The organism is Streptomyces herbicida (genome assembly GCF_032656585.1).
Classification (GTDB): domain Bacteria; phylum Actinomycetota; class Actinomycetes; order Streptomycetales; family Streptomycetaceae; genus Streptomyces; species Streptomyces herbicida.
Map to the genome: position 1 here is coordinate 1 of NZ_JAUYWJ010000005.1, position 20794 is coordinate 20794.

The following is a 20794-nucleotide window of genomic DNA, read 5'->3' on the forward strand; positions in this document are numbered from 1 at the left end:
CCTCGCCCGACTCCGCGATCCTGTCCGCGGTCATCTTCAACGCGCTGATCATCGTCGCGCTCGTGCCGCTGTCTCTGAGGGGCGTGCAGTACAAGCCGGTGAGCGCGGACCGGATGCTCCGCCGCAATCTCACGATCTACGGCATCGGCGGACTGATCGCCCCGTTCATCGGCATCAAGATCATCGACATGCTCATCTCCCTCATTCCCGGGATCGGCTGAACGCCATGAACAACTCCGTAAGCAACACCGCCCGGTTGCTTTGGGCGGGCCTGCGAGCCCTCCTCGTGCTCACCCTGGTGACGGGCGTCATCTACCCACTGGCCGTCACCGGCATCGCCCAGGGACTGTTCAACGACAAGGCGAACGGCTCCGAGATCAAGGCGGACGGCAAGGTCGTCGGCTCCTCGCTCATCGGCCAGGCCTACAACCTGCCGCTGAAGAAGGGCCAGGAGACCCCGGAACCGGACCTCAAGTGGTTCCAGGGCCGCCCGGCCAACGGCCTCGGCGCCAACAGCGTCAACACCCAGTACAAGCTGATCCTGTCCGGTGCCACCAACCTCTCGGCAGACAACAAGGACCTGATCAAGCAGGTCGAGGATGCCAAGGCCGCGGTCGTCAAGGACAACTCGGTGCCCGGCTACGCGGTCAAACCGTCCCAGGTCCCCGCCGACGCTGTCACCTCCTCCGGTTCCGGCCTGGACCCGGCCATCTCCCCGGCCTACGCCGAACTCCAGGTCCACCGGATCGCCGTGAAGAACGGCCTGTCCGTCTCCGCGGTGGAGAACCTGGTGAAGGACCACACAGAGGGCCGCACCCTGGGCTTCATGGGCGAACCCCGAGTGAACGTCCTCGAACTCAACATTGCGCTCAAGGCCCTTGTGGCGAAGCACTGATGGGATTACGCGACACGCGCGGGAGTTGGCGGCCGGGAGACAGCCTGGTTCCGTCAACTCCCGCAGTCGTGACCTCGGTTGCCTCGTGTCCGACGCCCCTGGCCCGACGTACGACAGGAAAGGCGCACACCCATGACCCGGGTGCTCGTGGTGGAGGACGACCCGCAGCTCGTACGGGCCCTCGTGATCAACCTGCAGGCCCGCCAGTACGGCGTCGACGCGGCCCCCGACGGTGCCACCGCGCTCCGCCTGGCGGCCGCGCGCCAGCCGGACGTGGTGATGCTGGACCTCGGGCTCCCCGACATGGACGGCGTCGACGTCATCCGGGCCCTGCGCGGCTGGTCCCGCGTACCGATCATGGTCCTGTCGGCCCGGCAGTCCTCCGACGAGAAGGTCGCGGCCCTCGATGCCGGTGCCGACGACTACATCACCAAGCCCTTCAGCATGGACGAGCTGCTCGCCCGGCTGCGGGCCGCCGTGCGCCGGACCGAGGACGTGCCCCTGGCCCCCGAGACGAAACTCGTGAAGACAGATGACTTCACCATCGACCTGCTCGCGAAGAAAGTCGTACGGGACGGGCGGGACGTCCGCCTCACCCCAACCGAATGGCACCTGCTGGAGATCCTGGTCACCAACCCCGGCCGCCTGATCACCCAGAAGCACCTGCTGCAGGAGGTGTGGGGGGTCTCGCAGAGCAACAAGACCAACTACCTGCGCGTCTACATGGCTCAACTACGGCGCAAACTGGAAACAGATCCCTCCCATCCCCGCTATCTCATTACCGAGCCCGGCATGGGCTACCGCTTCGAAGGGTGAACATGGCACGCGGCAAGCTCCGGATCTACCTCGGCGCGGCACCCGGCGTCGGCAAGACCTACGCCATGCTCTCCGAGGCCCACCGCCGGGTGGAGCGGGGCACCGACTGTGTCGTGGCCTTCGTCGAGCACCACAGCCGGCCGCGCACCGAGGTGATGCTGCACGGCCTGGAGCAGGTGCCACGCAGGGAGATCGAGTACCGGGACAGCATCTTCACCGAGATGGACGTCGATGCGGTCCTCGCCCGTCGCCCCCAGGTGGCTCTCGTCGACGAACTGGCCCATACCAACGTCCCCGGCTCCCGGAACACCAAGCGCTGGCAGGACGTCGAGGAACTGCTCGCGGCCGGCATCGACGTGATTTCCACCGTCAACATCCAGCACCTCGAATCGCTGGGGGACGTCGTGGAGTCGATCACGAGCGTACGGCAACGCGAAACCGTCCCCGACGAGGTCGTACGACGCGCCGACCAGATCGAGCTGGTCGACATGTCCCCGCAGGCCCTGCGCCGCCGCATGGCGCACGGCAACATCTACAAGCCGGACAAGGTCGACGCAGCGCTCTCCAACTACTTCCGCCCCGGCAACCTCACCGCCCTGCGCGAGCTGGCGCTGCTGTGGGTGGCCGATCGGGTCGACGCGTACCTGACCGAGTACCGCAGCGAGCACCGCGTCTCCACCATCTGGGGTTCGCGAGAGCGGATCGTGGTGGGCCTGACGGGCGGCCCGGAGGGGCGGACGTTGATACGGCGTGCCGCACGGCTGGCGGAGAAGGGCGCCGGCGGCGAGGTGCTTGCCGTCTACATCTCCCGCAGCGACGGCCTGACCGCCGCCTCCCCGAAGGAACTGGCCGTCCAGCGCACCCTGGTCGAGGACCTCGGTGGCACCTTCCACCAAGTCGTCGGCGACGACATATCCGCCGCCCTGCTCGACTTCGCCCGCGGCGTCAACGCCACCCAGATCGTCCTCGGCGTCTCCCGCCGCAAGGGCTGGCAGTACGTCTTCGGACCCGGCGTCGGCGCCACCGTCGCCCGGGAATCCGGGCCCGACCTCGACGTCCACCTCATCACCCACGACGAGGTGGGCAAGGGCCGCGGTCTGCCGGTCGCCGCCCGAGGCGCGCGGCTCGGCCGGGCCAGGCTCATCTGGGGCTGGCTGGTCGGCATCGGTGGACCGCTGCTGCTGACCTGGCTTCTGAGCAGCTTCGTCCCCGACGTGGGGCTCGCCAACGACATGCTGCTGTTCCTGACCATGACGGTGGCGGCGGCCCTGCTGGGCGGGCTGATGCCCGCCCTCGCCTCGGCGGTGGCCGGATCCCTTCTCCTGAACTGGTACTTCACCCCGCCGGTCCACACCTGGACGATCGCCGACCCGAAGAACATCGTCGCCATCGCGGTGTTCTTCGGGGTCGCGGTGTCCGTGGCGTCCGTGGTGGACCTGGCCGCCCGCCGCACCCACCAGGCGGCCCGGCTCCGCGCAGAGTCGGAGATCCTCTCCTTCCTGGCGGGCAACGTCCTGCGGGGCGAAACCACCCTGGAGGCGCTCCTGGACCGAGTCCGCGAGACCTTCGGCATGGAGTCGGCGGCCCTGCTGGAACGCGAGAACGACGTCGCCCCCTGGACCTGCGCCGGCAGCATCGGCCCCCGCCCCTGCGCCAGGCCCGACGACGCGGATGTCGACGTCCCGGTCGGCGACCACATGTCCCTTGCCCTCTCCGGCCGCGTGCTGCCGGCCGAGGACCGCCGCGTGCTGGCCGCCTTCGCCGCCCAGGCCGCCGTCGTCCTGGACCGCCAGCGCCTCCAACAGAAGGCGGACGAGGCGAAGGAACTGGCCGAGGGCAACCGCATCCGCACGGCGCTGCTGGCCGCCGTCAGCCACGACCTGCGCACCCCGCTGGCCGGGATCAAGGCGGCGGTCACGTCCCTGCGCTCGGACGACGTTGAATGGTCGCCGCAGGACCAGGCCGAACTCTTGGAGGCTATCGAGCAGGGCGCCGACCGCCTCGACCATCTCGTAGGCAACCTGCTCGACATGTCCCGCCTGCAGACCGGCACCGTCACGCCGATCATCCGCGAGACCGACCTGGACGAGGTGATCCCGATGGCGCTGGGCGGAGTCCCGGAGGACAGCGTCGAGCTGGACATCCCGGAAACCCTGCCGATGGTCGACGTCGACCGCGGCCTGTTGGAACGCTCGGTCGCCAACGTCGTGGAGAACGCCGTCAAGTACAGCTCGCCGGCAGAGCGGGTCCTGGTCTCGGCCAGCGCCATCGCCGACCGGGTCGAGGTCCGTGTCGTCGACCGCGGCCCCGGCGTACCGGACGAGGCCAAGTCCCGCATCTTCGAACCCTTCCAGCGCTACGGCGACTCACCGCGCGGCGCCGGAGTCGGCCTCGGCCTGGCGGTGGCCCGCGGCTTCGCGGAGGCGATCGGCGGCACGCTCAACGCCGAGGACACTCCCGGCGGCGGCTTGACCATGGTGCTCAGCCTTCCGACTGCACCCCAACGCCGCCCGGAGCAGCCCGATCGCGCGCCCGCGGTCACGACGTGAGCGGCCGAGCCCCGGGAGCCTCAGGCAACGGGCGGTACTGTCTCGAACTCCTTCCGTACCCGCCGCATGTCCAGCCGCAGTCCCAGGACGTTCCGACGGTGCACGGCCCTGAGCCCCGCCTCCAGCGGCGAGGGCGGCACTGCCAGGACCGGGCAGGTGGCGTGGGCGAGGCAGTACCGGCTCACCGAAGGCCGCAGCGCACGGCGCAGCCGCCCGCGTCGCCCGGCACCGATGACCAGGACGTCCCCCTCCCCATCGGCGATCTCCACCAGCGCCCATCCTGGAGCGCCACGAGCGACCAGGGCCCGCATGGGAAGGTCCGGCCCGTCGACACCGAACACCTCCCCGAGGGCGGTGACCAGCTTCTCCCGGGCCCGGCGCTGCAACTCGTCGACCATGAATGACGCGTACGGGGACCGGCGTGCGGGGAGGTCCCCCTCGGGCGGTTCCCAGGCCAGCACCGGCCACAGCTCGGCTCCCCGCCGACGGGCCTCCTCGACGGCCCGGCACAGGGCGGTCAGACTCCCCGGCGAACCGCTGACTCCCACCACGACACGAGGGGCTGAGATCGCGCCGGACTCGGACATCACTTCACCGTTCTGCACACACGGCCGACGGACGGTTCCGCCAGCGGCCCTTCAAGAGACTCCTTCCATCTCACTCCTGCTCAGAGGCGTTGAACAGCCCGCACGCCACTTCTTGGCACGCTTCTGACAGCGCATGTCCCAACTGCGCACCAGGCACGTCAACATCCCGTCAGGGCTGCCCCGTTCGGCGTCAGCATCCCGTCAGGAGCCGTCCCGGCCCCACGTTACGAGCCTAGCGTCGACGACGAGCCCCGGCCCGCCTCCCCGCCGTCCGGGGCCACTCTCCCTCTCCGACAGCTCCGCGAGTCAGTCACCGAAGAGGCTGTCCTGGACGTACTGGACGACATTCACCTTCGGATAGAACAGACCCAGGAGCATGAATGTCCTGGGGTGGGCCGCGATATTGCCGACGAAGAAGTGGACGGCACGGTCAGGCGTGAAGACCAGGTCGTACCACCGCTGGCGCAGCTTCTCCTGTACGAAGCCTTCGCCGTAATTGCGTAGGAACTTGCGGTACGACGCGCCGGCCTCCCAGTCCTTCAGCGCCATGTCGTGCGTGGGGCAGTCGTCATCCGCGCAGCGGAAGCGGTACCGAAAGTCCAGAGGCACCCACTGAAGCGGGGCCAGGTCTTGCTCGAAGAGGTCGAGTTGGTCTGCCAGCGCGGCTTTCGACTCGGACCAGGGCTCGGCCGCCGTCAGTCGGAAGCTGATCTCCATTGGGCGGAACACGCCGAGCGAGGTCCCGCGTTCCTCCTGGTCCCTCTTGATCGCACACAGGGATGGTGCGACGAGCGGCTCGACGTACTTGTACCGCTCCCTCCAGTCGCCACCCGGCGGTACGGCGCCCACGATCTTGAGGGTGTCGAGGTCCGGCCGCAGGCTCTCGGGCCGCGAGTCCCGATGCGGCTCGACGTCGACCTCTATGACGGAGTACTTGGAGAACTGAGCATCCTCGGCTAGGAGCCGAAAGGGCACCGGGAAGAGCCGTACGTGCTGAGGCGCTCCCTGGTCCAGGCGTACGCCAGCCACACAACTGGTCTCGCGGTACTTGTTGGACAGCTCGGGATATGTCTTGACCGTGATCATGATCCGAGCGCGCTGTCGATGTCCGGACGTCATGGTTGCCCCCTCCGCTGATCTCCCCGATCCGATTGGAGGAGGGGCATGCGCCACTGGCAAGGGCACGCGCAGCAGCGAGGGGCGAAGTCAGGCCAGCGGGATCACAGGCACAGCGGCCCGTTTGCGGACCGTCTCCAGGACGACCTGCCGGTGGCAGCGGCTCTCGTCCTTTTCGAAGCACAGCACCGCGACCCGGGACTGCCGGGCGTGTTCCGTCAGACGGTCGAGATCCGACTGGGCTTCCTCGGACCGCAGCACGGCACGGAACCGAGCCTTGCCCACATCGAGGCGGCCGTCCCAGAAGGGCGCGCGGTTGTCCTTGGGATTGCCCAGGCCACGCAGGTGGGTGTACGCGACGCCGGCGTCTGCCAGTGCCTGCCCGAGGCGGGTCTTGCTGAAGCCCTTCTTGCGACTGATCGGCGTGAGCCGGACATCCGCCACCACATCGATACGGCTGTCGACAAGCGAGGTGACGAATGAGTCGATGTCTCGGCCCTCGTATCCGGCGGACCACAGACCGGGCGTGGCCTTGGTCTCCCGGAACAGATCATCGAGGGAGACCTCAAGCGCCTCGGCGACCGCGCCGACGGTGAAGAAACCTGGCTGGATCGCTCCCTCGCTCTCCACACGGGCCAGGGTTCCGACGGCGACGCCTGCTTCCTTGGCAAGCCGTTCGCGCGTCCACCCGCGGGCCTCCCGCAACGCCCTCACCCTCCGGGCGAGGGCACGGGCGTGGTCGTGGGGACGCGCTGAGTGATGGCCTGCCATGTGTCGTGATCCTAATGGCCGTTGAAGCGGCTGGGACAGCGTTCCTGCGCCCTGTTACTCGTTCCGCTGGGCCTGAGCTGTCCAGAGACGAAGAACGTGCCGACGCCCTCTCCTCAACGGGCAACAGCCGGATGGCTCTCGATCCACGCAAGCCCACCCAGGTCGAGTCTGGGGCGGGCACGGGTGACGGCAACGTAAGCGAGGCGTGCGTCTGCTTCGCTCACAGGCTCAGGGATCGGGCGCCCGGCGCGCCCCTTGGCCTTGTGGAGGCGAAGAGAACCAGTTCGGGGTGAGAGGTGGGGCGGCCCTCCTTGAGCGCCTGGGCAGCGAGTGCCAGCGCGACGAGCGTTTCCTCGCCTCGTGTCAGGGCGACGCGGTGTCCGCTTGCGAGCAGCCCCATGACCTCGGTCACGGCGCCAATGTTGGTGCGGCACAACACGGCGTCCGGATGTGTGACCTCGCCGACTTCCGTCGGGATTGTGTCGGTGCCTGTCAGCCTGATGGGCGCACCGATGAGTCCGAGCCACAGGTTGGCTTGTTCAGCGAGGAGGGGACCGAAGCGGAACGAGCAGGTCAGGGTGAGGTGAGTGGCGTCGAAGCCTGTCATGACGTCCCGGGCTCCACGCCAGCCATAGATGGCCTGGGCGGAGTCACCGACCATAACCAGCTGGGCGTGGGCGCGCTGAGCGGTGAATACGCGCTCCAGGACTGGATTGGTGTCCTGCGCCTCGTCCAGGAGAAGGAAGTCACTGTCGATCTTCGGGTCAGTCAGGGCCCACATTTTCAGATAGTGATCGTGTTCGAAGCGGACTACCCCATGTTCGGGGTTCTGTAGATCCCCCCAGGCCTTTTCGGCGAAAGGCACTACGACTTCGGAAAGCCGGGCGTGCTCATCCGGCGTTTCCAGGCCGCGCACATGCGGCACGTGGCGGGACTCCACGAAGCGGTCGGCGGAGTGGCAGAAGCGGGTCACTGTGCGCAAGGCGGTGTGGGACAGGGTCCTTTGGCTCAGCTTGCGATCGCCGATACGGACAGGACAGCTGATGCCGAGCGCCTGGCCGATCCTCCATGCGGGCAAACGGGGGCTCTTGAGGCGGTGAGTGAAGCGGTGTCCGAGGGCTGCGTAGGCCATGGAGTGGGCGGTCTTGTACACCACGGATCGCGGGAACCGGGTGGAGGCGTCGTGTGCGACGTCCCTATTGAAGGCGAGGAAGCGGCCACGGCGTTGAGTACTCGCGGCGAGCAGGCCCAGCGTGCTGGTCTTTCCGGTGCCCGCGCCTACCTGAAGCACGAGGTGCTGTCCGTCGCGGAAGGCTTGGACGGCGTGGGCCTGTTCATCGGTAGGCGTGTGCAACAAGGGCTCCACAGAGGGTTGGGTGATTGGTGGGGAGGAGCTGCTGGGCCGGATGCGGCCTGTTGGATACGGATCCGGGCGACGGGCTGGAGCAGTGGAACCGGACACGGGCCGGACAGCCTGCCACCGCTTCGGCCCAGCGGCGGGCGATCACGCCCCGTGCTGTGTCAGCTCTCGGACATAGGCAGGCTCACTGATTGTGGCTGGCCTCCCGCCCCGGACTACCTCGACAGCGCGGCGAGCCATGACTGTGCCTCACCGAGCGTGATTGCCCGGCCCTGGACGCCGGACGTGGGTCGGCAGGCGGGGGTGGATGTGGGCATGGTGGACGAGGGGGTCGAAGGGCTCCCACTCGGCCATCGCCAGGTCGGCTGCCGAAGGGGCGGCCGCGTGGACGCGGCAGCGTTGCATGCGCCAACGCAGCTGCTCTCCGTAAGGCAAAGCGGTGAGGTCGTACAGGGCCATGACCGACGCCGGAAGGGCGAGTTGGCCCCGTTCGGCCGTCGCCGGCACCAGGGTCCACGCGCCCGCCGGACTGTCCTGGGCGAGTAGCCGCCGGGTGCACCGGTTGCGGTGCCTGTTCTGGGCGACGCATTGGATCTCGTCCACGGGGTGGGCGGCAAGGTACCGGACGTACAGAAGCTGCACGATGGGGCGTGCCGGTCGACACACATCCGAGGCTGGGGCGGGGCAGTTCGACGGGGCGGAGGGGGTGAACGTGCCGGAGTCGATCATGCGGCGCGTGTTGAGGGCCAGCGCCCGTCGCAGCCCGGAGAGCCCGGCAGCCGGGGGGACTCCGGCATCGCGGGCCGGGCAGATGACGGCATGGGCAAGACGGCACCAAGGGCTGCCGTCTCCGGCGGGATGCGCTATACCGGAGCTGACGTGCCAGCGGAGGTTGACGGGGACCCCGACTGTGGGGAGTTCCACCGGGTGCAGGCAAACAGATCTTGCGTTGCCACACCAATACCATTCAATCGGATTACCGCATTCGCGGCAGCGGTCACGCTGAGCGCAGCGGAGGAGCCGGGTGGGGCTGTCGGGAGCGACACGCAGCGAACGTCGCCTGTGATCGACCACGAAGCTGCCGTCCCAGCGGCGGCGGGGCCAGATGAGGGGCGCATGTGCGCGAACGTGCCAGGCAACACGCCGTAGATGCGATGGCCGAGCCGGAACCGTCCACCGGATGGCCGCACTTATGGCAACACACACTCGATCGACCGCTCGGAGTTTCGGATCGCGTCATCTGTTCGGGTAGAAGCCTCGGCGCACCCGAACGGGCTGTCAGTCGCCACTCGGCGCTGGCGGCTCGTGACCATGACACAAGGCACCGAAGAGCTCATCAAGCGGGGTACTCAACGCGTGAGCGAGGGCGTGCCACGTCTTGAGGGTCCCGACAGTGCGCCCCTGCTCGATCTCGATGAGAGTCCTTCTGGCCAGGCCACTGCGGGCCGCGAGCTCGTCATAGCTCCACCCCCGCGCTGCCCGCAGCCGAGCGAGCTCGAGGCGCAGCGCCTCGAAGTGCGGGTCGGGCGGGAAGATCGTCACCCGACCATCCGACGGTGCAGCCCCCTGCCCTGTCAGTGCAGACCTCTGCCCTATTTCTGATGGTCACGGCACCACGGGAGGGCAGACGTCTGCACTACCGTGTGCCGCCGATCCCAGCCCGACGGGGGCCGGCGCGGAAACGGCAGGAGGAACTCGCGCGCCATGAGGCTCTGCTTCGCACAGCCGGGTGTCCGGCGCACCTGGACGGTGGAACTGTGTCCACAGCCTGATGGGCCGGTCCTCGTCTGTCGGCAGTGCGCCCACCGCAGGCGACCGCTCCACGGCCCTTCCGCTCGAGCAGAAGTGCTGGCCCACTTGGCTTTGCACGCGCGCCGGGACGTCCTGCCGACGCATCTACGGACGTGCCAGTGCCATGAACGGGGCTGTGGCTGGCATCCCCGCCACCGCGGCTGTCACGGCCCCATCCGGCTCCTGCTCGCACGCGAGTGCGGCGGACGAATCTGGCGGCTCACCGACGCATGCACAGCATGCGCTGCAGCCACGGCCCAGGCCGCCGTAGTCCCAGAGACGATCCTGGCCCCAGGGGCCTCATCAACGCGGCAAGTGCGCCGTGGCCGCAGTCGTCGGCCCAGAGGACCGGGTAGCCGAACCCGCGTGCGCGAAATGCTCAACTACCTCGCAGCTTCGCTTCCCGCCGAGGCCTCAGCCGCTTCCCGGCTGATCTCCCTTCAGTGCGCGCTGCGCATGAACGACTGGGCTCAGGTGTGTTTTCCTCAGGGGCTGTTGCGCAGCCTTCGCTTGGGGACGGCGGCAGACCCATTGCGGGAGCTGAACGCTGCGCAATGGCTCCGCACGATCTCAGCCCGCCCGGGGTCCGGCAAGCACGTCGTGGTGGTCCAACTGCTCGACTCCGGTCTCCTGGGACAGTGTCCTGCCCGGCCCGACCGCCTACGTGCGGCCGACTGGGCTCTGCGCACCGCCAGCAGCATTCGCAACGACCCCGCTCCTCTGCCGCGCCTCGTCGCCCTCTGCCTCGCAGCTCACACTGCCCCAGGAGAGGAGCGAGGGACGGCGGAAGCCGAGCATCTGGCTCGAGAGTGCGGAGTGGCGGCAACCATGCTTCCCACGCTCTTTGACCACCTGAGCGCTGTCGGCGTCCTCAGCGGCTGGAGCACGGGCTCGGTGCCAGGGGATGTGCAGTGGGCTCTGGAGAAATGGGTCGTTGACCAATGAGAACTCAACACCGAAGCAGGACTGGTGATGGGGCCTCTACGCGAGGCATCCCGACGCAGCCTGCGACCGGAATCTGCCGCCGCAGCCGTACCCGGCGTGGTAGGGCTGGCGCAGTTCGCCTTTGCCGCCGTGGAACATATGCCGGGCCAGGTCGTGGCGACCTTCCTGCAGGGCACGCATCGCCTGGATGTCGCGCCGGTACGGTTCGACATCGACGTACGTCAGGACGTGCAGGGTTTTGAAGATCCGCTCGTATTTGGGCGATGGCGTCGCCCAGCGGGGTCGGGTGCCCAGGGTGTGAGTCGTTGCGGTACACAAAGTGCCGCTGAGATTGATCATGGTCGACTAGCACATCTACGGAGGGTGCCGCCGGGGTCCTCGGGAAGGTCGTTGGGTGGCTGTCGGTGCTGGCTACGGTCCGGTCGTGCCGGTGGAATTTATGACTGATGAGCAAGCCGAGGCGCGCGGGACGTTCGCTGAGGTGCCCACGCGCCCGGAGCTGGAGCGCTTCTTCTTCCTCGATGATGACGACCGTGATCTGATCGCGCTGCGCCGTACGGACGCGCACTGCCTGGGCATGGCGGTGCAGATCTGCACCGTCCGCCACGTCGGGCGCTTCCTGGGCGAGGACCCACTGCGGGTGCCGTGGGAGGCCGTGGAGTACCTGGCCGGGCAGCTAGGGATCGAGGATTCCCGCCACCGCCTGGCCCGCCGATCTGCCACGGCGTCGGGGTCAGATCCGCCAGGCGTACCGCGAGGGCCAGGAGGACCAGCTCGCCGCCCTCGGCCTGGTCCTCAACGCGGTGGCGCTGTGGAACACCCGCTACGTGGACGCCGCCGTCGCCCGGCTCCGTGCGGAGGGCCACGACATCAAGGACGAGGACGTCGCCCGGCTCTCTCCGCTCAAGGACCGGCACATCAACTTCTTGGGCCGCTAGCTGTTCAACATCAAGGCCAGCGGGCCCCGGCCAGGGCCTGCGCCCGCTATGCGACCCCGACGCGCCCGAGCTGGACGAGGGCGAGGAGGGCGAGGAGTGAGCACGAGGGTGCTGCTCGACGGCTGGGCGGTTCCCTCGATCTCGGCCCGCAGTTGGGCAGCGAGGGCGCGGGCCCCCTCAGCCTGGACTGCCTCCGGGGGCGTTGCCGGCGTTGGCGTGGCTGAGCCAGGTCTCGCCGGCCTGCTCGACTACCTCGGTGGACAGGATCTGCGGCAGCTTCTGATGGCCGGTCGGCCGACGCCTGTTCGCGCTGCGCCGAGGCGAACGAGCCGCGCGGGCGGGCTACGCCCCGCTGGCATGGGGCGGCGGGTGCTACGTCTCGGCCGTGCCGGGTTCCCCGCTAATGGATTCCTGGTAGACGTCCGCATAGGTGGGGGAGTCCTTGACCAGGTCGTCGCAGAACGCGGCGACGTCGTTGCCGATGAGTTCCAAGACCCCCTTGCCCGCGGCGACGCCCTCCTCGAAGAAGTCGACGATCCCGGGGAGCAGGGGCCCGTCAGGCAGGTCGACCGGTCCGACCTTGAACAGGTACTTCTGCATCTCCTTGTAGACGATCTGGTAGTCCGGCGGGAGCGCTTTGACCCGAGCCATGTGCGCCCGCCACTGCTTCTTGCCCTCAATGATGTCTTGGATGCTCACGTCAGCCTCCCAGCCGGCTCAATTTCCTTGCGACGTTCCTGTTCAACTGCTCGCGCCACCGGTCGCGATAGGTTCGAGCCCCTTCTCCACCGGCAAGCGCGGTGCAGAAGCCTCCGATGTCGTCCCCGAGCACCTCGTGGATGCTCTGCCCGTCCGCCGCTGCTACTTCGAGCAGCCCCAGGGCGGCGTCGAGGATTGGCATCAGGTTGCGGCCGGTGAAGTCCCCGTAGGGGAAGAGGTGGGCGATGATCTGTCCCCATGCCGCCCGGTAGTTGTCTGGCAGGGCCTCGGCCCGGGCTTCGAACGCCTTCCATTCCCTGGTGAGATCGCTGCCTGTGACCTTCTCCCAGAAGTTCATCTCCCGCCCTCCTTGAGCCTGTCGATGCGTGATGAGATGTACTGCCATTTCGCCCAGAACTTCGCGAGTTCCTCGCGTCCGGCGTCGTTGAGCGTGTAGAACTTGCGCGGCGGACCGACCCCGGATGGTCGTTTCGTCACCTGGACGAGTCCGTTCCTCTCCAGCCGCAGCAAGATGCTGTACACCGTCCCCTCGATGACGTCGACGAAGCCGAGCTCGTTCAGCTGGCGGGTGATGGCGTACCCGTAGGTTTCCTCGCTGCCGATGATTTCGAGCACGCACCCTTCGAGCGTGCCCTTCAGCATCTCCGTCAGGTCGTCCATCGCGATTCCTCCTCAGCCCTATCGGTACTACGTACTACCGAGTACCGCTATACGGTATCACCGAGTAGCGAAGGCGGCAGCATCTCCGGTGGGCGCAGACCCGGGACCGATCTGACCCAGGCTCCACAGCGGCGGCTACCTCATCGGCCCGGCTCCGTATTCGGCGGGGGCTCGTACGTCATCACCGCAGCGCCCCGATCCTCGACCTCCCAGGCGGCTTGCCGGCCAGCTCGCGCCTGTCGGCAAACGATGGCATCCTCAAGTGATCAACGCGACATCCACGGTGTGCAGGGCCCTGGGGGTGCCGGCCACCACGATGCCGCCCAGGCCAGCGGCCTGGCCGTTCATGTTGCGCGCCCCAGCGGCGCCCGTAGTACCGGGGATTGGGTCGGGCATGGATGGTGGGGAGCGGCATGACGAACCGGACTCCATCGATCGCCGCGATCAGGCCGCCGCCCCACGCCTGAGCGAGCTTGGCCTGGGCTACCAGCACGCCATGTTGCAGGCCTCTGCGGGCGGGAACCGGGTGCTGATGATCGCCCAGTTGGTGCAGGCCTAGGACACCGTCAGGGAAGTGATCTACCACTTCAACGAGATCGAGCAGGCAGTCATGGCCGTCGGTTGCCGCGTGGACGCTGGCCGTCAAGGAGCCTGAGCAACTGGGCGGCTTCGTCGAGCAGAGACTTCCCCTCGTGAGTGGGAGTGAGAGGGCTTACTCTTTTGATTACTTTAAATCCTGCTGCCAACTCGACCTGTCGGAGTTGGCTGGCGAGATTGCTGTCTGAGATTCCCAGGCTCTGAGCGGCAGACTTGAGATTGTGCTGGCCAGGGAGCCGCGCGATGCGGCGAAGACGCTGAAGACAATCCCGGGTAGTGCAGATGCGACGCATCGCTGGTGACAACGGGACGCCGAGATTCGCAAAGGGGTTTGACTGCCAACTGCCGCCGTGTCGGGGGATGTCCCACTGGGTGAGGAGTCTGTTGATGTTCGCGCTGTGAGTGCCGAGTTCACGTCCGATGTCCGCTGTACTGCGATGCTTCTTGCGGTACTCATGTTCCAGCCACTCGGCCGAGACCTCCCGGGAGAGGCCACCTGGCGGCCGCCGCTGGCGCAGGGGGATACCTGCTTCAAGCAGAGCGCGGCGGACGGTGTTGGGCTTGCAGCCAGCCGACTCTGCGATCTCTTTTTGGGACAGCTTGTGCTCTTCGTAGAGCATTCGAAGCGCGTCCGGGGCCAGCACCCCCCGTCGAGGGACGAGCCGACCAGGTCCAGGAGAACTAGGAGGTGGAGGCAGAGAGGTGGTGCCGGTGGCCTCAAGGAATAGGAGTAGATGAGCGTCTCCGGGACTCATCTTATGGTCAGCCTTTGCGGCCGGAGTTCTTTCGGCGCCGAGTGGGGCTTGGTTCGGCGCGTCCACGTCAACCACTGGCCAGTCGGCCCTCCTCATGCTGTGCAGGGGAGGCTGCCACTGGACAGGCTCGTCGATGCCTCTCGCGGCGAGGTTCTCTGCCGCTTGATTGTGGAGGAAGTTCCTCAGATCCGCTGACAGGTTGAGCTGGAATTCGCTGTGCCAGGTAGGAGCGCGTGACGAACTTCCAGGGTGAGCGCCGAGGAGGAGGCTGAGGAGATGCCAGCGCGCATGCTGGTATTGCCGCACGAAGAAGCGCCTGCCGTGGTGGCGGCAGAAGTCCCGGTAGATGCTCGGATCGAGCACTACGGTTCCTTCGTTGAAGATCGAGCGGCGGCGCGCGTAGTTGATCGGCGGCGGCTGAGTATCGAGGATCCGGGCCAAGGAAGTGAGTGCCGCGGCCAAGAGCTTCGGGTCGTGGTTGCGCAGAGCGGCGTCCAACGCCGTCCGGTTGCTCCTGGGGCTGGTGTTTCCGAGGAGTACGGCGGCCTGCCCATATTCAAGGGTCGAGCCCGCGAGCATCAGGAGCGTGGCGCAGGCGCGTCGAAAGCCGTCGAGGAGGACGGGGCTGACGGCATCGGTCGGCAGTAGCTGCATGGTCCAGGTCGGCCAGAGCATGGCCGGGGTTCTGGATGCGCGCGGCAGTAAGTCCTGGGCACCGAGCGTCGGCCAGCTCGGGTCGGGAGATGCCGTGCCATAGCGGATCCGGCTAAGCAGCATGATCTGGGAATCGGCCGATGCAAGGAGCCGGCCGGTCACGCTTGGACCCGTCGGGAGCCAGCGCTCGATTCCTTCGATGATTCGCTTCCCGTGTGTGTGGCCCTCCCGTAGCCAGGTGAGCAATTCGAAGTGCCCTGGCTCACAAGAGTCGTGGATGATTCGTGCCAGGGTGGTGCCGACGGCTGCATTATGTGCATCGTTGCCTTCATGCCGGACGGCGAGCGGCGGTAGATCCCCACCGCACTCGGCGAGAACAGCGCGAACGAGTGCAGGTGCCGAAGCCAGGCGACCGTGGAGTGAGCGAAGTACTCGTCTGGCGAGTGCGTAGAGTTCCTGAGCACGTTGAAGAGCGGTGGGAGCTGCCCCGGCCGGCTTGAGAACGGTCTGTTTGATGTCTTGCTGGGCTGAAAGAATCAGCCCATTGACGGGCAAGTTGACATGGGGTGCTTCGGTGAGGGGGAATCCGCAGTAATTCACCTCGCCGCGGCTGTTCATGCGAAGACACACCCCCGGCCGTGAGGGACCGGGACGCCTTGTGCTGTTCACGGAGGGCTCGAGCCCACACCTGGGGCAGTAGTCCTGTAGCAGCAGACTGTGTCGGGTGCATGAGAAGGACCACGGCAGTCGCCAGGCCAGCGGCCAGCGCCCGCGGCTTTCAGCCAGGCAAAGGGGGCAGTAGCGAGAGTGGTTGCCGTAGTGCCGCCAGGCGGGTGGTCGTCCCAATGACCGGTCAACGGGGTTGATGGACACTGCCAGCCCATCCCATGGATCGAGAGTGAGAGCTGTCAGCCCTTCCAGGGCGATGCCTGTTCTGCGGGCGAGGATGTTCTGCTCCGGTGCGGTCAGTCGACGGACCATGAGGGCAGCTCGTGAGTCCGTTAGCCCCAGGAAACGAACGAGTTCTGGTGTCGTGGTCGACAGGCGGCGAGCGTAGGCCTCCAGCCAGCTGTCGAGCGCTTCACCATCGACGGGTTGCACCCACAGTGGGATACGTTCGTTCGCCCACTGGGTCATAGCGACTCCCCCCGGGCCCTTGACGGGTGCTGTATCAGATCGATCTGAAATGGGGCAGCGTAAGCGGAGTGGGCACCCGGACTGGCCGTCGAACCCTTCACCGGAAGAAATGCAGTCCAGATAGGAATCCGCTGACCAGTCCAGGACGTCATGCCGACCTTCTCCGTCTTTTCCGTTGGGGTTTCGCGGTCAGAAGACCAGCCTCCAGCGCGGCAACGAATTCAACTCGCGCTTCCTCGGCTGCGGCATCGTTCTTGACTTTGCTCATGAGTTCGACATCCAGCCGCTCGTGACCGCTGCGGACAGCGCGGTAGCAACCGCGGTTGATGAGAGCCATGAGAGAGGCGAAGTGACCGCTGGAGCGGGCAAGGAGATGGTCCGCGAGGTCGTCGGCCAGCATTCCCGGATATTTGTCGGCCAGCACAAGCTGCTTCTCGATGGTCAGCAGCACCTTGCGGAACTCTGCACGCCCCGGCTCGTCCTCCACTTGGAACGGACGTAGGGTCAGTGCAGTGGTGCGACGCCCGAACTGCGCGTGCAAGGCCTCGTTCAAGGAGCGCCCCTCACTCAGGATGCCTCGCTCGCGGACGCCGACCCCAACGTAGACCAACGTCACGGGGAAGGTGTTGGAAAGAAACTTCAGTTGGTTGACAAGCCGCGCTGAGTTGGAGTTCGCCGATGCCAGGAAGTGGATGTCATCGATGATGAAGATGGAGGTTCTCAGGCTCAGCACAGCGTCGACCGCTCGCTCCGCCAACGTGTCGGCGTCGCCGCTGGTGGGCAGCCGGTAAAAGCGGCAGATCGCCGCATTAAGGCCGCGGATCTGGGTGTTACCCGTCAATGCGATGTAGACGACTGGGACTCGACGGTGGCCTTCGGGCGTCGTCTCGCCGCGCAGTGCAATCTGTTCGAGGTGGAAGTCGCGGCCGAACTCACGCACTGCGGTGCTCTTGCCGATTCCGGGATAGGCGTCGACCAATGCCGCGGGCTTTGCCTTGTCCCCGTCCTGGCGGTTGGAGCAGACGATTTCGTATAGATCCTCGTGGAGCTCAAGAAGCTGAGGCGTCTTGATAGGACCGATGTTGGCATGCCAGACGTGACGGCTGTCGTCGTAGCGCTTGAGCTCCAACGGCGACAGGTCGGCTCGCTGCTTACGCGTCAGCAACGGTGGCTGGACGCGGTCGGGCCCGTTGACCAACTCCAGCCAACCGTCAAGACGTGTGGGCGAGTACTGGCGGTCGTCACCCTCGAAGACGTCGCGACCGAGAGACGTAGTCAACGGCTCTCCAGGATGTCTGCGTAGAAGTCGTCCTCGTCGATCTCGACGCCGTCATCGGGTTCTTCCCCGGGAAAGAGTGCAGCGCACTCATCATCCGCGTCGTCGTCTCCACCGGGTACCTCCTCGGGGCCGACTACCGTGTCCGGCTTCGGCGGCGTACTTGGATCATCTGTGTGGGAGCCGTCCACGGGCGATTTGGTGGTCAACGCAGCGAGGCGCTCGACCGTCGGCAGAGCGGCGACCTCGGTACCCGTCTCGTCGTCCTCGCCGACGATGCGGAACCGCTGCTGGGACAGCCGGATGGCCATGCGTCGTTCCGTCCGGTCCGCGGTCAGCCCGACGCCCCAGCGGTCGAGTAGTTCGACCAGGGCACGCTTGGTGTCAGGGAAGCGATGGGTCTTCGCCGCGATCTTGCGGGCGTATTGCAACGCTTCCAGACTGGCCGGCCCGTTCAGCGATGGGGCGTGTTCCCAGTCCAACACATGCCATTCGTGCGTCTTGGGGGCCTGGAAATAGACCTTCCGGATGTCGTCACGGTCGACTGCGACCGGCCATGCTCCGGGATGCCGCCCTCGGTGGTGACTCGTCTGGTTGTGGAGCCCCTTCAACGCCCTACCGCTGTAACGCAGACCGTTCACCTCCACGCCATAGTGCTGCACGGTGCACCACTCCTCCTCGAGGAACTCGAAGGCGAGACCCGGTCGCGAAGGGATTCTCAGCGGACCCGCCCGCATGACCCCGTGCTCGTACATGTCCAACGGGCTGAGCTTCAGCCCCGGGACCTCGGGGACTTTGAGCCCTCGGTGGTGACGACGGTGATAGACCAGAGTGATCCACTCGCGGATGATGGCTTCGAGCTCATCCAGGAAGAAGTAGGCCTCATCCTCTACCTTTTCTCCGCGGCTGTAGACATCCGGTCCCTTGTAGCCCGGCAGAGCAGCGAGGAGTCCTTGGTTGAGCGTCCTGAACCAGCGTTCCACCGGTTTGTCGGTCGGTGTGTGAGGGCGAGCAGGCTGCAGGGAGATGTCGAGCTTGGCGCACACACTCTCGATGTGCTTCGACACGTAGATCTTGCCGTGGTCGTAGACGATCGCCTCCGCCGCCACGGAGGGCAGCAACGGCTGACCCTTGGCGTCCACGAGCTTCTTCGCGTCCAGGACTACCGTGGATGGCACTCCGCAGTACGGGAGCGGCTCGTCCTTGCCATCAGCCTTCTCGCGTGAGCGGACGGTCTCGAACAGGACCCCGGCCACGTCCACGGATTTTGTCGACACCGGAGTCAGCCGCAGGCCGCAAATGGCCCGGCTATACAAATCCATCGCCACGGTGAGTTCGCACCGCACCCACCTGCATGTCACTGGCTCCATGGCGTAGACGTCCAGGCTGTTGGTATCCAGGACCACGTACTCACCGGGGCGCGTGGCCCGCAGCTTGCCGTACACCCCCGCTGGGCGCTGCGCGATGGAGCGCTTGCCCTTGGTGCTGCCGTCGAAGGCATTCGTTCCGCGGCTGAGCTCTCTCAGTAGCTCATACGCGGTCGTCCGTTTGGGGATACGCACTACACCGCGACCAAATTCCTTGGCCAGGCGTTCCTCGATCTCGATAAGGGTTAAGTTCCGCACCGGACGGCTCGATCTCTCCTTTTCCTTGAGTACTAATCGGGCCATGTCAACCCATCGTGAATCCGCACGGTCGAGGATGTAGGTGGCTTGTCGCTTGCTCACCAGCCCGGCTGGTCCACATTCTTTGACTTTGGCCACCCATCTGCGGACAGTAGCCGGATCGACTCCGAGCTCCGCGGCCTTGGCCTTGTAGCGGTTCATCATGGGCACTCCGGGTGCGTAGTCCGGACGCGGCTCTCCTTCCAAGGCCAGCTCGGACGAGCCCAGCTTGTAGCTGAATCGGACTTCCTGAACGTGCTGGAATCGGGCGGTGAGTTCGTCTTCCTCGTCGTCTGTCAGGTCGCCGAGTTCCGTGGCAGCAGCCGGCCCTGGTGGAGGAGCTTCGACTAGAAACTCGGTTGACGAGTGGGTCATCAACAGCGAGAGATCCACCTGCCGCCACTGCGGGCGACCGTCGGGTCCGGTTTGCTGCAGAAGGACCCGCCGACCGTCGAGCTCCGCGATGGTGAACTGCTCGCCGTCAAACACCAACGGAAGACCCGTTCGAAGGGCTGTCGTCCACGCGTTCATTCAGACCTCCGCAGTACCCAGTCGCCGGACAGAGGCTTCGTCAGATCGGTGGTCAGGCGCCCCTCCCACAGGAGGGCCATAATGGAAGGGCGGACTTCGTGGGGGTCTCTTCCAACCGCAAGCCGACGCTCAGCGGCCGCTAGCTGATCTCCGTCCTGCACGCTCTTCCACGCCTGCTCAATCTCCGCCGCCGGGACGACACCGGGTCGGCGATAGGCTGCTAGGAACCGAACGTTCTCCAGAAGAATTGGATCCGCTCCGGGCCAGACCTCATAGTCCCAGCCGTGCTGTTCGATCAATTCTCCTGGCCACGCCAGCGCGTCTGTGATCTTTGGATCGTTCAGTAGGTCCGCTGGTTTGACGTTAACGACCTTGACTATTCCGGTCTGCGTGACCAGAAGGAAATCTGGTACGTGATGCCGCACCCGGCCATCGATCTGGGCAGCTATACGGCACGGCTGGGCGTAGATGGCCTGGACGGCCGGATCGAAGTCGGCGAGCAGCAGTCGAGCCAGCTCCAGGCGACTCTCGTACACCACATGCCCCTGCATCGTCGCCGACGCATATGAGCCAGAGTGATGAGTCATGCCGTGCACCGACCGGACCGTGCGCCACGGCCTGGATCCGGTGAAGTCCGCCAACCTGAGGTCGGCGAAGAGAGCTTCCCGCACCTTGCTGTTCTTGTAGCGAATCGACGCAGTGGGGGTCCTGCGTCCTCGGCGGACTTGAGTGGAACGCTGAGTCAGCATGCTCCGAGCGTATGGAGAGGCGGCGTTCATTCGTGGCCAAAGATCTGAAGAGAGCGACAATAAGCACTTACGGACCGGAATGAGTGGGCATCACGTTCCGGATTTGCGCACGTATTGCGGATCAGGCGTGCTCGGCCGCCGCATCCGATCACACGGAATGAGTGGATCCGCCGCAAGCGACACCTGCTGCAGCAGCGTCCCGCTCGGGACCGCGCCTGGCGAGTCCACCTTTCCCGAACCAACTGGTTTTCGGTTGGGGCCAGTTGATTTCCATCCCACTCGC

16 protein-coding genes and 7 pseudogenes are annotated in these 20794 nt (G+C 66.3%); 6 read left to right on the top strand and 17 right to left on the bottom strand.

Annotated elements, in window-relative coordinates; genetic code table 11:
- The 4 genes and pseudogenes from Q8A52_RS12285 to Q8A52_RS12300 form a co-directional block, all read left to right on the top strand.
- Window positions 1-221 (top strand): annotated as a pseudogene (locus tag Q8A52_RS12285) (potassium-transporting ATPase subunit B); the annotation flags it as partial.
- Window positions 222-226: 5 nt separating this feature from the next.
- Window positions 227-895 (top strand): potassium-transporting ATPase subunit C, encoded by a 669-nt coding sequence (locus Q8A52_RS12290; protein ID WP_316751057.1) that lies wholly within the window; start codon window positions 227-229, stop codon window positions 893-895.
- Between the two features lie 132 nt (window positions 896-1027).
- Window positions 1028-1711 (top strand): response regulator, encoded by a 684-nt coding sequence (locus tag Q8A52_RS12295; RefSeq protein WP_316751059.1) that lies wholly within the window; start codon window positions 1028-1030, stop codon window positions 1709-1711.
- Between the two features lie 2 nt (window positions 1712-1713).
- A complete protein-coding gene (locus Q8A52_RS12300; RefSeq protein WP_316751061.1) occupies window positions 1714-4260 on the top strand; it encodes a sensor histidine kinase KdpD in 2547 nt (848 codons plus the stop codon).
- A 20-nt stretch (window positions 4261-4280) separates the two neighbouring features.
- Here the strand turns inward: Q8A52_RS12300 and Q8A52_RS12305 are convergent, their stop codons facing one another.
- The 8 genes and pseudogenes from Q8A52_RS12305 to Q8A52_RS12340 all read right to left on the bottom strand — a co-directional run bounded on the left by Q8A52_RS12305 (window position 4281) and on the right by Q8A52_RS12340 (window position 11169).
- Complete coding sequence (locus tag Q8A52_RS12305; RefSeq protein ID WP_316751063.1) at window positions 4281-4847, bottom strand: universal stress protein; 567 nt, start codon at window positions 4845-4847, stop codon at window positions 4281-4283.
- A 306-nt stretch (window positions 4848-5153) separates the two neighbouring features.
- Entirely contained in the window at window positions 5154-5933 is a 780-nt protein-coding gene (locus Q8A52_RS12310) for a hypothetical protein (RefSeq protein ID WP_316751851.1), read from the bottom strand.
- Between the two features lie 120 nt (window positions 5934-6053).
- Window positions 6054-6734 (bottom strand): DUF488 family protein, N3 subclade, encoded by a 681-nt coding sequence (locus Q8A52_RS12315; protein ID WP_316751064.1) that lies wholly within the window; start codon window positions 6732-6734, stop codon window positions 6054-6056.
- Window positions 6735-6847: 113 nt separating this feature from the next.
- Window positions 6848-8088: pseudogene (locus Q8A52_RS12320) on the bottom strand (UvrD-helicase domain-containing protein).
- A 255-nt stretch (window positions 8089-8343) separates the two neighbouring features.
- A complete protein-coding gene (locus tag Q8A52_RS12325; RefSeq protein ID WP_316751878.1) occupies window positions 8344-8697 on the bottom strand; it encodes a hypothetical protein in 354 nt (117 codons plus the stop codon).
- Between the two features lie 177 nt (window positions 8698-8874).
- A pseudogene (locus Q8A52_RS12330) lies at window positions 8875-9300 on the bottom strand (DUF6083 domain-containing protein); the annotation flags it as partial.
- 72 nt (window positions 9301-9372) lie between these two features.
- Window positions 9373-9636: a helix-turn-helix transcriptional regulator gene (locus Q8A52_RS12335; RefSeq protein ID WP_316751066.1), complete on the bottom strand. Its 264-nt coding sequence runs from the start codon at window positions 9634-9636 to the stop codon at window positions 9373-9375.
- A gap of 1230 nt (window positions 9637-10866) precedes the next feature.
- Window positions 10867-11169, bottom strand: a complete 303-nt coding sequence (locus Q8A52_RS12340) for a Tn3 family transposase (protein WP_316751067.1) — start codon at window positions 11167-11169, stop codon at window positions 10867-10869.
- 100 nt (window positions 11170-11269) lie between these two features.
- Between Q8A52_RS12340 and Q8A52_RS12345 the strand changes: the two are divergent.
- Together Q8A52_RS12345 and Q8A52_RS12350 are read left to right on the top strand one after the other, a co-directional pair.
- Window positions 11270-11494 (top strand): annotated as a pseudogene (locus Q8A52_RS12345) (DUF4158 domain-containing protein); the annotation flags it as partial.
- A gap of 9 nt (window positions 11495-11503) precedes the next feature.
- A pseudogene (locus Q8A52_RS12350) lies at window positions 11504-11868 on the top strand (Tn3 family transposase); the annotation flags it as partial.
- Window positions 11869-12140: 272 nt separating this feature from the next.
- Here Q8A52_RS12350 and Q8A52_RS12355 read toward each other — a convergent pair.
- The 9 genes and pseudogenes from Q8A52_RS12355 to Q8A52_RS12395 form a co-directional block, all read right to left on the bottom strand.
- The gene (locus tag Q8A52_RS12355; protein ID WP_316751068.1) at window positions 12141-12467 is read right to left on the bottom strand and encodes a DUF1048 domain-containing protein; all 327 of its coding nucleotides are present in this window, start codon (window positions 12465-12467) and stop codon (window positions 12141-12143) included.
- Window position 12468: 1 nt separating this feature from the next.
- Window positions 12469-12825 (bottom strand): DUF1048 domain-containing protein, encoded by a 357-nt coding sequence (locus Q8A52_RS12360; RefSeq protein ID WP_316751070.1) that lies wholly within the window; start codon window positions 12823-12825, stop codon window positions 12469-12471.
- The gene (locus Q8A52_RS12365; protein WP_316751072.1) at window positions 12822-13148 is read right to left on the bottom strand and encodes a PadR family transcriptional regulator; all 327 of its coding nucleotides are present in this window, start codon (window positions 13146-13148) and stop codon (window positions 12822-12824) included. Before Q8A52_RS12365 ends, Q8A52_RS12360 begins: the two co-directional genes overlap by 4 nt.
- A 273-nt stretch (window positions 13149-13421) precedes the next feature.
- Window positions 13422-13632, bottom strand: a pseudogene (locus Q8A52_RS12370) (Tn3 family transposase); the annotation flags it as partial.
- 124 nt (window positions 13633-13756) lie between these two features.
- Window positions 13757-15772, bottom strand: coding sequence for a hypothetical protein (locus Q8A52_RS12380; RefSeq protein WP_316751074.1), 2016 nt, complete (start codon window positions 15770-15772; stop codon window positions 13757-13759).
- Between the two features lie 99 nt (window positions 15773-15871).
- Window positions 15872-16291 (bottom strand): annotated as a pseudogene (locus tag Q8A52_RS49020) (TniQ family protein); the annotation flags it as partial.
- Between the two features lie 148 nt (window positions 16292-16439).
- Complete coding sequence (locus Q8A52_RS12385) at window positions 16440-17570, bottom strand: AAA family ATPase (RefSeq protein ID WP_316751075.1); 1131 nt, start codon at window positions 17568-17570, stop codon at window positions 16440-16442.
- Window positions 17567-19762, bottom strand: coding sequence for an integrase (locus tag Q8A52_RS12390; protein ID WP_316751076.1), 2196 nt, complete (start codon window positions 19760-19762; stop codon window positions 17567-17569). Before Q8A52_RS12390 ends, Q8A52_RS12385 begins: the two co-directional genes overlap by 4 nt.
- A complete protein-coding gene (locus Q8A52_RS12395) occupies window positions 19759-20511 on the bottom strand; it encodes a TnsA-like heteromeric transposase endonuclease subunit (RefSeq protein ID WP_316751077.1) in 753 nt (250 codons plus the stop codon). The genes Q8A52_RS12390 and Q8A52_RS12395 overlap by 4 nt, the downstream gene beginning before the upstream one ends.
- Window positions 20512-20794 lie beyond the last annotated feature (283 nt).

Excerpts from the sequence above, each read along its gene's own strand:
- Q8A52_RS12290 (WP_316751057.1), top strand. The coding sequence starts at position 227 with ATGAACAACTCCGTAAGCAACACCGCCCGGTTGCTTTGGGCGGGCCTG.
- Q8A52_RS12295 (WP_316751059.1), top strand. The coding sequence starts at position 1,028 with ATGACCCGGGTGCTCGTGGTGGAGGACGACCCGCAGCTCGTACGGGCC.
- Q8A52_RS12300 (WP_316751061.1), top strand. The coding sequence starts at position 1,714 with ATGGCACGCGGCAAGCTCCGGATCTACCTCGGCGCGGCACCCGGCGTC.
- Q8A52_RS12305 (WP_316751063.1), bottom strand. The coding sequence starts at position 4,847 with ATGTCCGAGTCCGGCGCGATCTCAGCCCCTCGTGTCGTGGTGGGAGTC.
- Q8A52_RS12310 (WP_316751851.1), bottom strand. The coding sequence starts at position 5,933 with ATGATCACGGTCAAGACATATCCCGAGCTGTCCAACAAGTACCGCGAG.
- Q8A52_RS12315 (WP_316751064.1), bottom strand. The coding sequence starts at position 6,734 with ATGGCAGGCCATCACTCAGCGCGTCCCCACGACCACGCCCGTGCCCTC.
- Q8A52_RS12340 (WP_316751067.1), bottom strand. The coding sequence starts at position 11,169 with ATGATCAATCTCAGCGGCACTTTGTGTACCGCAACGACTCACACCCTG.
- Q8A52_RS12360 (WP_316751070.1), bottom strand. The coding sequence starts at position 12,825 with ATGAACTTCTGGGAGAAGGTCACAGGCAGCGATCTCACCAGGGAATGG.
- Q8A52_RS12365 (WP_316751072.1), bottom strand. The coding sequence starts at position 13,148 with ATGGACGACCTGACGGAGATGCTGAAGGGCACGCTCGAAGGGTGCGTG.
- Q8A52_RS12380 (WP_316751074.1), bottom strand. The coding sequence starts at position 15,772 with ATGAACAGCCGCGGCGAGGTGAATTACTGCGGATTCCCCCTCACCGAA.
- Q8A52_RS12390 (WP_316751076.1), bottom strand. The coding sequence starts at position 19,762 with ATGAACGCGTGGACGACAGCCCTTCGAACGGGTCTTCCGTTGGTGTTT.
- Q8A52_RS12395 (WP_316751077.1), bottom strand. The coding sequence starts at position 20,511 with ATGCTGACTCAGCGTTCCACTCAAGTCCGCCGAGGACGCAGGACCCCC.